Raw genomic sequence first — 13,116 nt, 5'->3', positions numbered from 1 at the left:
AGGAATTTGTTACAAGAAATGTATAAACGAAGAGAAAAAATGGGGTATATATTTTTAGCTATATTTATCGTTGTAGTTCTTGGGTATATATTGATTTGGACGCCAACAGGAGCCAAACAGTGGGGAGAAGTATCCATTATAGGTTTACCCGTTTTATTTTTAATAATAATAATTATTCGAAGCAGAATAAGCTATCAGAAATTAAAAGACGTAGAGATAGGCCTTTCACAAGCATCTATTTTGCAACTTGATCATGTCGTACTTAAAAAGGATGCTAGTTTGTTACCGCGTTTATTATGTTTTGAAAAAACGGGCAAGTATGTTGGCGCTTTTCAACTTATGCACGTTTCGTTCTGGTGCTATCCTTTGCTCATTTATAATAGTTCGTTCATAAATTGGCTACCAGTAAAGTTTGCGTTTATCTCTAACACTGGAGAACTGATATTTAAGTTGAAGCGAAAAGGCATGAAGAAAACGGAAGTTACGTATTACGATGCAAGTGACAATTATATCGGGTTTTATATTCAGAAAGATTTTAAAAGTGTCTTGCGACTAAAAGGGAAGCTCTTTGATGAGAAAGGAAAGCAAATGCTTTTTATTGATGGATCTACTATGACTGGTGATTTCACATGGATCGATGAACATCATCATCGCTGGGCCTATTTTTATAATGGAAGGTTTCCGCATGAGTATACTACTTTGTTTCACGACTTAGATAATGATATTGTCGAGGTCTCTGATAAGTTATCTCAACAGTATAAGCAATTGCTGTTAGGGGTAATTGGATTCTTATTTATTCAGAGAACGAATAAATAACGCACCCAGTAACCGCTTTGCCTGGAAGTGCATTTTAAGCAGGCAGAGCGGCTTCTTGTTGTACAATGTAAATGTGTTTCTTATGACTAGTAGTTAAAATTTGTTACGTACAGATAAATAGTAGATTGTAATTTGTGCAATCGGAAAGATGAATAAAAGTAACATCGGATAAGAAGGAAACGTGTCAGCTATGAATGGATACAAGCCCATTAAAAAAAGGATTATCCCAAAAATCAATGGCATGAAAAGATAAACTTTACGACAAGCGTGAGCGTTAATCATTTTTTCACGTTCATCTTGTTCAGAAAACTCTACAGGCATGAATAATTTCAATAGCATACGCTTATGTTTCTTTGCATTATGTCTGTACATCAAGACCCCAACCCCTAAACAGATGAATAAAAAAATGATCGTCGGTGTAATATTAATCCATTCTCCTGTGCTCTCACCTTTAATCGCATTGGCTACTTGCATTCCAAATGAATAAATAGGAATAAATCCCCAAGCAGCTAGCAACAATAACAATACGTTAATAAAGAACACCCATTTTAATCTCATCTTTTAATCGTCCTCCAATAACCAAAAAGTTTCTTCCATAGGAAGATGGAACACTTTGCATATGTTTAATGCCAAAAGTAAGGATGGTACATAATCGCCTTTTTCAATGGCAGCAATGGTCTGTCTGGTTACGCCTACTTTTTTGGCGAGTTGCTCTTGCGTTAAATCAAATCGCGCTCGTAGTTCTTTTACACGATTGTTTAATTTCACGAAAGCCATCTCCTTCCTAGAGAACTTCCAATGCGCGAGTGATTCCTTCAAACATATATGTAGAGGTTACAAATAGTGTATGAGATAGCGGATGTAATGTCAAGTTGAGTTACCATTATGTTAAGATAAATTAACATTATTTTTATAGTATAATAATTCGCTATGCTAGCTTTAGTCAGTCATCAAACATGAAAGCAGGATGGTTTACTCAAGCAAAACGCACTTTTCAGCGGTCCATCCCATTACTATTTTCTAGGATTATTTTCACAGGACGAATAACGGATGTTCAAATTATAAAAAATCATGTACATTGATCTTATAAAGCCAGTGAACAATTCACAGAAGGATTTCATTACGGATTGTTCATACAACTTGCGTAAGACGGGAAAGACCTCTTTGAAAAAAGGCAAATAAGTGCTTATTTTCTGCTGTTCAGCATATAACCCTAATTTATAAACTGGGAATCAGTACTAATAGGAAGGATGAACACACTCCCTATTTTCGTTCCAACGTAGTTATTATGATACATGTTGAAAATCCACCATCTCGATTTTATTCATTATGTTATTTTCGTAGAATTAGATGCTTTCCAGACATCTTGCAAATCCCATCATTGTCTAATGATGTTTCTATAGATGACAAATTTAAAATGGAGGAGAAAAAATGGCGAAACGCTTATTTCTGTCGTTGTTGTTCGGTTTATTGCTATTGTCCACTCCATCTTATGCTATTGCACAATCGCAAAGTTTGTCGGAAGCCAAACAGCTTCATGAAGAAACAAAAGGGTCTGCAATGGGGAAGGGAGATAACGGAAATGATGAAACGCCAGGGGAATGGTTTGTAGGAGAGACGCCAACTAATCCAATACCTGACGCCCCTTTGCTTTTATTTGTGCCTGGTTTAAACAATGTGGCACAAGTATTTTGGGAGGATGGTGGATTGTATGAAGCTGCTTTTGAAGCGGGATATGAAACGGTTTTTATCCAGCTTCATGATGCAGGTGGCGCTTCTGCCGATATGTGGGATAATGGAAAATTGCTCGCTGAAAAAATTACGGAAATTTCAGATCAATTCCAAGGGAAGCCAATTACGATTATTGCGTACAGTAAAGGTGGCGTTGATGCGCAAGCTGCGGCAACTTATTACGGAGCTTGGCAATATATAGATCGTATTATTACTCTATCTAGTCCGCATCATGGATCCGAACTAGCGGACTTGGCTAATAGTAGTTGGGCTGGTTGGCTAGCTGAATTACTCGGGATGCGAGGTGAAGGAACATCTGCGGTTGAGACCGGATATATGGAACATTTTCGTTCTTTGACAGATGAAGAAACCTATGCCTATGTAAATGATTATTACACTTTAGGTGGTACGGATTGGGGATCGGTATTTTCATCGACATGGTTTGGAGGAATGTATTTATCCAGTTACGGTGATAATGATGGCGTGGTAACAACTGTGAGCAGTCGTCTGCCTAAAGGAGAAGAAGTTGCAATTGGGGATTGGAACCATACTTCTATCCGAAGTAATCGTATCTTTCCTATCATACAAGACGATGTGTTGCAGGGGAATAACCCGAGTCGGGATTATTTGATTTATAAGGAACAAATCTCAAAGACTGCAAAAACAGAGCAATATGTACACGGCGATGCATTAAGGAATAACAAAGCTGAAAAGCATCTATTTCCAATCGAAGACGCTATTGACAAGGTAAATATACAGTTGTACACAGCTAATCCACTCCAACGTGTAGAACTTATTGATCCGAATGGAAAAGTTTATGACGATGTGCAAGTGACGCAACAGGAGGGTGGTTTTTTCGCTGGAGCGACGGGGTATCACATACAAATCAATCAACCTTCAGCTGGAGAATGGTCATTAAAAATGCGTAGTGAGAAGAAAAACGCCTATTTATTGCATGGTCAATATGATAAAGCAATTCAAAAGCAAATTCTATCAGAGACACAAGATCGTGGAAGCGATAGCAAATGGAAAACGAATAAAAAGCAGGTGAAAGAAGAGAGTATAGAAGTACACTATACAATTGTGGAATCAGGACAGCAAATTCCTGTAGTGACTGCCACGTCGAAAGGCTTACCTCTATTATCAAAAGAATTTTCGCAGTTAAAAAAGAATCGAAGCTACAATATTACGATGGATATAAATGGCGAGACAATTTCTGGATCGCCTTTTAAACGGACAGTGGTTGATTCTGTTTATCTATCTGAATAACAAATAAAAATGAATTCCTCTTGCGTAATACGAGCTGTTATACCCTGCAGATTAGGGGCTATCAGCTCTTTTTTCTTTTGAGTTTGTTTAAAAAAAAAAAGTCTAGCACTACCTGAAAGTGGTATTAAACAATCCTTGGGGGATAAAAGAAAACCTCTACGGTCGTGTAAGTAAAATAACTGGGCCTTTTGTCAAGAATATGTACTAATAAACCAAGTTTTTTCTGTCAATAGTAGCACTGCCAGAAAAGAACAATAAGTTAAAATAGTATGATGTGTTCTATGTTTATAAAAAAAGACGGAATATTTTATTTAATAAGAATATATTCGCAAAATTTTATGAAATAAAAATATTCTCTTTAAATAAAAACTTGATTAGGGAGGTCTTTTACCGTATAATACAAATAATTATTTTATTTTAGTTTACAATAATCTAAACTCTTATGTGTCGTTATATACGAATGGAATAGGCACCATGTCACTAGATTAAATGTCAGAAAAATTAAAACAACACAAAACCAATTTTTGAAAGTAAAAAAGAAAGAATTTTCTTTCTTTTTAGATTGGAATTTAGAAGGAGGTCAACATGAGTAATAGCATTTTGGAAATTAAAAATCTTAAAACATCGTTTCGTATTAATGATGACTATTATGCCGCTGTGGATGATGTTTCTTTATCTGTTAATAAGAATGAAACATTAGCGATTGTTGGTGAATCAGGCTCTGGAAAAAGCGCCTTAGCATTTTCTATTATGGGATTACATACAAAAGCCAAAATAGATGGAAGCATTCAATTTAAAGGTGAAGATATTGTTCATTTATCAGCTGGGAAATTAAACAAGCTACGAGGCAATGATATGGCGATGATTTTTCAAGACCCGTTAACAGCGTTAAATCCGTTGATGACGGTAGAAGATCAGATCGCGGAAGCTTTATTATTACATAATCGACAACTATCGAAAACAAAACGAAAAGAACGGGTTATTCACTTGTTAAATCAAGTTGGCATCCCTCGTCCAGAGTACACCTGTGAACAGTACCCACATCAATTATCTGGTGGAATGAGGCAACGAGTGATGATTGCCATTGCTATTGCTAATAAGCCAGAACTACTCATTGCTGATGAGCCTACTACAGCGCTTGATGTAACGATTCAAGCCCAAATACTTGGTTTAATGAATGATTTAAAAGAACAAATGAATACAGGTGTTATTTTAATTACCCATGATTTAGGTGTTGTCGCTGAAATGGCGGATCGTGTAGCCGTTATGTATGCAGGGCAAATTGTAGAGATTGCGGATGTTTATACGTTGTTTCAAAAGCCGCTTCATCCATACACGAGATCCCTTTTAAATTCCATTCCGGCTGAAGATAGTGTGCATGACAAACTCCACGTGATTCAAGGAATTGTTCCATCCTTGCAAAATCTTCCGCGAGAAGGGTGTCGATTTAAAGCACGAATTCCGTGGATTAGTGAGGATGCACATGAAGAAAATCCTGAGCTACATGAGATAACACCAGGGCATTTCGTTCGTTGTACCTGTTATCAGCAATTTTATTTTCCGGAAGAAAAGGTAGAGGGGGAATCAAGTCATGGCACTTCTTGAAGTAAACGATTTAAAGGTGCATTTTCCCATTCGAGGGGGAATCTTAAATCGTAAAATAGGTGCAATAAAGGCTGTTGATAGCGTGTCTTTTTCCATTGAAAGAGGAAAAACGTATGGTCTTGTAGGAGAGTCTGGTTCTGGAAAAACAACAACCGGAAAAGCGATTATCGGTTTAAATCATATTACTTCAGGAACGGTGAAGTTTGATGGTGTAGATTTAGCAGGCTTTAAATCCAAAAAGTCTGATATTCGTAAAGATATTCAAATGATTTTCCAAGATCCTTATTCTTCATTAAATGGCAGAAAACGAGTACTTGATATTGTTGCAGAGCCGTTGCGAAACTTTGAAAACTTAACGAAAACAGAAGAAAAAAAACGCGTACAAGAATTGCTTGAACAAGTAGGGTTAAGCCCTGAAAGTATTTTAAAATACCCGCATCAATTCTCCGGTGGACAACGGCAACGGATCGGTATTGCAAGAGCAATCGCCTTAAAGCCTAAATTAATTATTGCCGATGAGCCTGTTTCTGCATTAGATGTTTCGGTTCAGGCACAAGTCCTTAACTTTATGCAAGATATTCAAAAGGATTTAAATTTGACGTACTTATTTATAAGCCACGATTTAGGCATTGTAAAGCATATGTGTGATGAGATTGGCATTATGTATAAAGGACGTTACGTGGAAGCGGGTACGAAAGCGGATATTTTTAATCATCCACAACATATTTATACGAAACGCTTAGTAGCAGCTATCCCAGATATTAATCCAGTTAACCGTCAACAGCAAAAAGTATACCGCGAAGAAGTAGAGAAAGAGTATCAGCAAAATTATAATGATTATTTTGATCAAGAAGGTCTAGCGTATACATTACGCCATATATCTGACTCCCATTTAGTAGCTTTACCGCAGAAAGGTTGATAGCATGTGGAAATTTATTGTTAGACGACTGTTAATTACGATGCCACAAGTTGTTTTGCTAAGTATATTAGTATTCATTATGGCACAACTAATGCCAGGGGATGCGTTGTCTGGTTTAATCGATCCAAATATTGATCCATCAGCAATTGAAGAGCAACGAGAGAAACTCGGGCTAAATGATCCATGGTATGTACAATATAAAGATTGGGTGACATCAGCCATTCAAGGCGACTTAGGACAATCTTTTCGCTTTAAGATGCCAGTCTCTGAGTTAATCGGCCAGCGCCTTGTAAACACATTCTGGTTATCCTTAGCGACGTTAATCATTACATATCTCATCGCCATCCCATTAGGTATTACGAGTGGACGTTACAATGATACATTGCGAGATCAATTAATTAATGGTTACACGTATATTGGTTTTGCCACGCCATTATTTATCTTTGCTTTAGTGATGTTATGGGCTTTTGGTTATGGTTTAGGTTGGTTCCCAACTGGCGGAAGTGTAGATCCGGGATTAGAACCAGGATCATTTGCGTATATTATGAGTAAAGTTAATCACTTATTGCTACCAGCGATAGCGATGGCATTAATTACTACCGTAAATACGGTGCAGTATTTGCGTAGTGAAATCATTGATACAAAACAGAAAGACTTTGTCATTACGGCAAGAGCAAAAGGTGCTTCTGAATCACGCGTTTATCGTCGACATATTTTCCGCAATTCCTTATTACCAATTGCTGCTTATTTCGGTTTTGAAATTACGGGACTTATTGGCGGGACCGTTTTTATTGAAACAATTTTCAGCTATCCAGGTATGGGATTGTTATTTATGGAATCTGTGCTGCAAAGGGATTATAGTGTCGTAACATCTGTTGTCTTGTTATTTGGAATCGCATCTATTTTAGGCGCCTTATTATCAGATATTATTTTAAGTCTCGTAGATCCGCGTATTCGAATTAAATAAACAATGGACTATCATGGAGGTGACACATAAATGGAATATTCAAATGTAGAAGTAGTAGAGGTAGAACAAGAAAAAGCTCCTTCTATGGCGAAAGTAATTTGGCGAGAAATTGTGCGAGATAAAGTAGCGCTTATATCTTTTATTTTTCTTATTGTTATTACAAGCCTTGTTTACGGAGTATCTTTATTTTTGAATCAAGATGAAATTGTTAAAGTAGATTTATTTGCTATTAATCAGCCACCGTCTAGTGAGTTTTTGCTAGGAACGGATTATGGGGGCAGAGATATTTTTGGACAGCTTATTATTGGGACGCGCAACTCCTTATCAATAGGTATCTTAGTGACGCTTATGACAGGGATTATCGGTATTACTTACGGGCTTGTATCTGGTTATTTTGGTGGAACAGTCGATAACATTATGATGCGTATTGTTGATTTCTTTTTAATTTTGCCATTTTTAATGATCGTTATTGTATTTGTTGCGATTGTGCCTAAATATAGTATATGGTCTTTCTCATTGATAATGACTGCATTTCTCTGGATGGGGATTGCTCGGTTAATTCGTTCAAAGGCGTTACAAGAGCGAGAACTTGATTATGCACAGGCTTCCAAAACGTTAGGAACTCCGAACTGGAAGATTATGTTTTTTCAAGTTTTGCCGAATTTAAGTTCGTTAATTATTGTGACGATGACGTTAAACTTGGCTGCGAATATCGGTTTAGAGTCTGGGTTGTCCTTTTTAGGATTCGGTTTTCCAGAAGATACCCCAAGTCTTGGAACATTACTTGGTTATGCAAGAAACCCACAAACTCTAGAATTAAGATGGTGGATTTGGGTGCCAGCAGCGATTATGGTTTTCTTATTAATGTTAGCTGTCCGAAATGTTGGCGAAGCATTGAAGCGTGCTACAGATGCAAGACAGCGCAGAGGTTAATTGATTATGTTGCTTACATCACATGATGTTAAGTATAGATCGCGTCCTATGACGTATAAACAAACTAGGGAGGTTTTTACATGAAAGGAAGTCGTTGGCGTATTTTATTATACGCACTCTTGCTAGGTTTAGTACTTACACTGGCTGCCTGTGGCGGAGATGACGAGAGTAAGTCAGATAAATCGGGCGATAAGAAGTCTGGAAAAGATGGAGATCAAATTTACTCGATTGAAGATTTTAATGTAGAAACGAAAAATGAAGGCGAAGCGATGGATGGCGGGCACTTGAAATTTGGTGTCGTCACAGATACAGCTTTCGAAGGGCTGTTAAATTTTAACTTCTACTCAGGAGCTTATGATGTTGAGTTTATTAAATGGTTTGATGAATCTTTATTATCTGCGGATGAAACGCATAATTTCACCCAAGATGGTGCTGCCACATTTGAAGTAGATGATAGTGGTAAGGTGTTTACGTTTACGATTCGTGATAATGTAAATTGGCATGATGGGGAGCCTGTAACTGCTGAAGACTGGGCATATGCTTATGAAGTTATCGGTCACCCTGATTATCCTGGTGTTCGTTATGGCGATGATTTTACAGTTATTGAAGGTATGGAGGAATATCATAACGGAAAAGCTGATTCTATTTCTGGTATTGAAGTGGTAGATGAGAAAACGATGAAAATTACGTACAAAGAAGCATCCCCTTCTTTATTAAGCGGTGGAATTTGGTCTTACGCTTTACCAAAGCATGTTTTTCAAGATATCCCTATAGCGGAAATGGAAAAGTCTGACGCTGTCAGAAAAGAACCAATCGGCATGGGACCATATAAAGTAAAAAGTATTACACCAGGAGAAGCTGTCGTATACACAAAAAATGAAGATTATTGGCAAGGTGAACCAAAGTTAGATGAAGTTACAGTTAAAGTCGTGAATCCGAAAACAGTTGTACAAGCTTTAGAATCGGGAGAAGTAGATACGGTTCATGAATTTCCTACAGATCAATATCCAGACAATGCGGATATGTCTAATGTAGAATTTATAGGGAATGTGGACATGGCTTATTCTTATATCGGCTTCAAATTAGGAACTTGGGATAAAGAGAAGAAAGAAGTAAAACCGGATCCAAATAAGAAAATGGCGGATGTGAATTTACGTAAAGCAATGGGACACGCCATTGATAATGAAGCTGTAGGGAAGCAATTTTACAATGGCTTACGCTGGAATGCGACAACATTAATTCCACCATCACATCCAGATTTCCATGATCAAGACAATCTTGGAATCGAATATAATCCAGAACAAGCAAAGAAACTGTTAGATGAAGCAGGATATAAGGATACCGATGGAGACGGAATGCGTGAAAATCCTGATGGCGAAGATTTGGTGATTAATTTTGCTTCTATGTCTGGTGGAGAAACGGCTGAACCAGTTGCAAATTACTACATTCAATCTTGGAAAAAAGTTGGATTAAATGTACAACTATTAGATGGTCGTTTACAAGAGTTTAATTCATTCTATGATCGAATTGGACAAAGTGGTGACGATGATCCGAAAGTCGATGTATATGCAGCAGGATGGGGTGTGGCAACAGATGTCAACCCAGCAGGATTATATGGACGTGACGCTCTGTTTAACTTCTCTCGCTATGCAAGTGAAGAAAATGATCAACTTCTAGAGCAAGGTGTCTCTAGAGATGCTATGGATTTAGAGTACCGTCAGAAAGTGTATAAAGAATGGCAAGAATTAATGGTCGAAGAAGTTCCGGTCATTCCTACCAATTATCGCGCAAAATTAGTTCCTGTGAATAAGCGCGTATTGAATTACTCTGTAGCACATAACTGGGGTAATTACTATGAAATTGCGGTAACGCAAGAAGAACCAGTAAAAGCTGAATAAAACATTTAGATAGACAGCCTGTGAACCTATTTCACAGGCTGTTTCTTTGTTTGTTCTGGATAGAAGTTGATCTAAGACATATACTTCAAGAATGGGAGAGTTGTGTGCTGGACAAGTGTAGGTGAGGAGGTAGCCGTCACCTATGCCCCCTTTCGCCTTTTGTACTTCATTGGTGAGAAATGAAAAATCTGTACGGAATGAAGAATTACTTCACTATGTAAGATGCAAGTTATATTTTGCTACATCCTTTCATAAACTGTTCTGTAGGCTCTATGCATCTAGGGAGGGTGACTTAATTTGTGTGGAATAGTAGGTTATGTGGATTTTAATAGAGATGTGCGGGCAAAGGAAAAAATGCTTGAACAGATGACAGACACATTGCTACATCGTGGACCGGACGAAACGAATACATGGATGAATCAACATGTTGCTTTTGGGCATCAGCGGCTTTCAGTTATTGATATTGAAGGTGGAAAGCAACCAATGCACAAAGCGAAAAACCGTCATACTTATACGCTTATATATAATGGTGAACTATATAATACGGATGAACTACGTAGCGATTTAAGGCAGAAAAACTATCATTTTGAAACGACATCTGATACCGAAGTGTTGCTTACTGCTTACTTGGAATGGCAAGAACAATGCGTCGATTATTTAAATGGAATATTTGCATTTGCAATTTGGGATGAAGAAAAAGAACAACTGTTTATAGCTCGAGATCGCTTGGGGGTTAAACCGTTATTTTTTCAAGAAAAAAATGGGCAGTTTATCTTTGGCTCCGAACTAAAAGCTATCCTAGCTCACGAAGAAGTAAAAGCGGAAATTGATCGTTCTGGTTTAGCAGAAATATTTGGTCTTGGTCCGTCTAGGACACCAGGACATGGCCTATTTAAAAATATGCATGAGCTTCGGTCAGGTCATGCATTAACTTTTTCAAAAAATGGTCTCAAGAAATGGCGCTATTGGAATGTAAACAGTTGTCATCATACAGATTCCATGTCCGAAACAATAAGTAAAGTAAGAGAGCTATGTATTGATGCAGTGCAACGGCAGCTCGTTTCTGATGTTCCTATATCCACTTTTTTATCTGGTGGTTTAGATTCGAGTGCTATCACAGCAATTGCCTCGCAATATTTTCAGGAACGAAGAAAAGGGTCTCTCACTACTTTTTCTGTAGATTATAAAGGTAATGCAGATTATTTTAAGGCAAGCAAATTTCAACCGTCCATGGATCAGCCATTTATTGAGGAGATGGCAACCGTTTTTCAAACGAATCACCATAATGAAGTGATCTCTGGGGAAGCATTAGCAAGCCATTTAAAAAAGGCTGTAGAATTACGAGATCAGCCTGGAATGGCGGATATAGATTCGTCATTACTCTGGTTCTGTCAACAGATTAAAAAGCAAACGACAGTGAGCTTATCAGGAGAATGTGCCGATGAAATATTTGGAGGATATCCATGGTTTCATTCCCCACCGACGGATGAAGAAACAGGTTTTCCATGGATGCGATCTTTGTCATCACGTATTGATTTACTTCATCCTCACTGGCAGGAGAAGTTACAGCTCTCAGAATATGTGTATGCGCGTTATCAGGAAACAATCGATGAAACACCACGCCTTGATGGAGAAAAAGAGGAGGATGCACGTAGAAGAGAGCTGTTTTATTTAAATATGCATTGGTTTATGGCTCAGTTATTGGATCGAAAAGATCGGATGAGTATGGGAGCGAGTTTAGAAGTTCGTGTGCCTTATGCGGATCATCGTTTAGTAGAGTACGTGTGGAATATACCATGGGAAATGAAGATACTTGAAGGGAAAGAAAAAGGTATTTTACGAAAAGCAATGGAAGGCATTCTACCAGAGACCATCCTTTACCGTAAAAAAAGCCCTTTTCCAAAAACATTTCAACCAGCGTATACAAATGCAGTGAAAAAATGGATGCGGGAAATAGTAGACGATGAGGATGCTCGATTATTTGAGTTCTTAAATAAGGAAAAAGTAGAGGCTATTTTAGTAAGCGAGGGGAAAGAATTTAAAGAACCGTGGTATGGACAATTAATGCAAGGACCGCAACTCATTGCTCATCTTTGCCAGATAGATTACTGGTTGAGAACGTATGATGTCAAGGTGGTGGAGTAAGGATCGATTCTTAATCTAATGCTTTAGGAAAGCATACATTTTAAGGAGCGACGTTTTTCCACCATAAGAGTTGAAGAAAAGTCATGTTTATCTCATAAGATAGAAAGTATAAAAATTAGATGCTTTGGGATAAGGAAATAATAGAATAAGCCACGTCCGGCTCCAGCGCCCAGCAACTAGGCGACTTCACTCCATTGCCCTAAGATAAGTCACCATCGGTTTGTGCTACATAGGGAGGTCGACTAAAAAACGGGCTTGCCTTAGGGCGTCGGCATACCCCTGATTTAGTGGCATGATTCCTAAAACTTTCGTTGATTTGTTCCACTCGCTACGTTGCTAAACGGGCGCCCCGCGCCTTTGTTCTTAGATAAACATGTATGAGCAAACATGCCGTGGTTGCACGAAAACCACGGCGTTTGATGTACAACAGCTTTTCGATGGAGTTTGTCGCTTCGTGCATGTTAAAAATAGGGGAAAATAGTTACCGTATCAATGGATAGCAAGACATTATGTTCATCAAGTACTTAATGAATAACAATATCTATCTTTTTTGATAGTAATTTACTATTTTTTTACGTACTTTTTCTACATAAGATGGATGGTTTAGCTTCTTGTACTTTAATTTTCCGATCCATTCACGCACATCTCTATCATAAACAATTACTTTATATATTTCTGGATGTTTTAAGTAGTTTTGAAACCACTGTTGTTGCTTTAGGTAACGGATATTTTTTTCAATATCTTTTTCTTCCACACGCCTTGATTCATAAAAATAACGTACAATATCAAATAAATCCAACAGAATACTCAAGGAAAGTCACCTCCTGTATGAG

Annotated in this window: 11 protein-coding genes; 8 read left to right on the top strand and 3 right to left on the bottom strand. The window is 37.7% G+C overall.

Translation table 11 applies throughout. The annotated features are described in order from the left end of the window. Positions 1-6: 6 nt before the first annotated feature. On the top strand, positions 7-816 hold the full coding sequence (locus B2C77_RS15480) for a hypothetical protein (protein WP_077705636.1): 810 nt from the start codon (positions 7-9) through the stop codon (positions 814-816). Positions 817-909: 93 nt separating this feature from the next. On the opposite strand, the gene B2C77_RS15475 is transcribed toward B2C77_RS15480, so the two are convergent. Then, positions 910-1,374, bottom strand: a complete 465-nt coding sequence (locus B2C77_RS15475; protein WP_077705634.1) for a hypothetical protein — start codon at positions 1,372-1,374, stop codon at positions 910-912. 3 nt (positions 1,375-1,377) lie between these two features. Continuing rightward, complete coding sequence (locus B2C77_RS15470; RefSeq protein WP_303046186.1) at positions 1,378-1,584, bottom strand: helix-turn-helix transcriptional regulator; 207 nt, start codon at positions 1,582-1,584, stop codon at positions 1,378-1,380. A gap of 663 nt (positions 1,585-2,247) precedes the next feature. Between B2C77_RS15470 and B2C77_RS15465 the strand changes: the two genes are divergently transcribed. The 7 genes from B2C77_RS15465 to asnB all read left to right on the top strand — a co-directional run bounded on the left by B2C77_RS15465 (position 2,248) and on the right by asnB (position 12,283). Beyond that, positions 2,248-3,816, top strand: coding sequence for an esterase/lipase family protein (locus tag B2C77_RS15465; RefSeq protein ID WP_077705631.1), 1,569 nt, complete (start codon positions 2,248-2,250; stop codon positions 3,814-3,816). A gap of 585 nt (positions 3,817-4,401) precedes the next feature. Then, positions 4,402-5,421 (top strand): ABC transporter ATP-binding protein, encoded by a 1,020-nt coding sequence (locus B2C77_RS15460; protein WP_077705628.1) that lies wholly within the window; start codon positions 4,402-4,404, stop codon positions 5,419-5,421. Beyond that, positions 5,408-6,340 carry an ABC transporter ATP-binding protein gene (locus B2C77_RS15455; RefSeq protein ID WP_077705626.1) on the top strand — a complete coding sequence of 311 codons (933 nt, stop codon included), beginning with the start codon at positions 5,408-5,410 and terminating at the stop codon, positions 6,338-6,340. Before B2C77_RS15460 ends, B2C77_RS15455 begins: the two co-directional genes overlap by 14 nt. Positions 6,341-6,344: 4 nt before the next feature. Next, complete coding sequence (opp4B, locus tag B2C77_RS15450; RefSeq protein ID WP_077705623.1) at positions 6,345-7,307, top strand: oligopeptide ABC transporter permease; 963 nt, start codon at positions 6,345-6,347, stop codon at positions 7,305-7,307. Positions 7,308-7,337: 30 nt separating this feature from the next. After that, positions 7,338-8,240 (top strand): ABC transporter permease, encoded by a 903-nt coding sequence (locus B2C77_RS15445; RefSeq protein WP_077705620.1) that lies wholly within the window; start codon positions 7,338-7,340, stop codon positions 8,238-8,240. Between the two features lie 80 nt (positions 8,241-8,320). After that, positions 8,321-10,138: an oligopeptide ABC transporter substrate-binding protein gene (opp4A, locus tag B2C77_RS15440; RefSeq protein ID WP_077705617.1), complete on the top strand. Its 1,818-nt coding sequence runs from the start codon at positions 8,321-8,323 to the stop codon at positions 10,136-10,138. A 297-nt stretch (positions 10,139-10,435) separates the two neighbouring features. Continuing rightward, positions 10,436-12,283 (top strand): asparagine synthase (glutamine-hydrolyzing), encoded by a 1,848-nt coding sequence (asnB, locus tag B2C77_RS15435; RefSeq protein ID WP_077705614.1) that lies wholly within the window; start codon positions 10,436-10,438, stop codon positions 12,281-12,283. Positions 12,284-12,824: 541 nt separating this feature from the next. Here asnB and B2C77_RS15430 read toward each other — a convergent pair. Beyond that, complete coding sequence (locus tag B2C77_RS15430; protein WP_077705611.1) at positions 12,825-13,094, bottom strand: hypothetical protein; 270 nt, start codon at positions 13,092-13,094, stop codon at positions 12,825-12,827. Positions 13,095-13,116: the final 22 nt, after the last annotated feature.

Source organism: Virgibacillus dokdonensis, from assembly GCF_900166595.1.
Taxonomy (GTDB): Bacteria; Bacillota; Bacilli; order Bacillales; family Amphibacillaceae; genus Virgibacillus; species Virgibacillus dokdonensis.
The sequence above is the reverse complement of the archived record's forward strand: the minus strand, read 5'-3'. Positions and strand labels throughout refer to the sequence as shown.

Coding starts and splice junctions, on each gene's coding strand:
- B2C77_RS15475 (WP_077705634.1), bottom strand. CDS start 1,374: ATGAGATTAAAATGGGTGTTCTTTATTAACGTATTGTTATTGTTGCTA.
- B2C77_RS15465 (WP_077705631.1), top strand. CDS start 2,248: ATGGCGAAACGCTTATTTCTGTCGTTGTTGTTCGGTTTATTGCTATTG.
- B2C77_RS15460 (WP_077705628.1), top strand. CDS start 4,402: ATGAGTAATAGCATTTTGGAAATTAAAAATCTTAAAACATCGTTTCGT.
- B2C77_RS15455 (WP_077705626.1), top strand. CDS start 5,408: ATGGCACTTCTTGAAGTAAACGATTTAAAGGTGCATTTTCCCATTCGA.
- opp4B (WP_077705623.1), top strand. CDS start 6,345: ATGTGGAAATTTATTGTTAGACGACTGTTAATTACGATGCCACAAGTT.
- B2C77_RS15445 (WP_077705620.1), top strand. CDS start 7,338: ATGGAATATTCAAATGTAGAAGTAGTAGAGGTAGAACAAGAAAAAGCT.
- opp4A (WP_077705617.1), top strand. CDS start 8,321: ATGAAAGGAAGTCGTTGGCGTATTTTATTATACGCACTCTTGCTAGGT.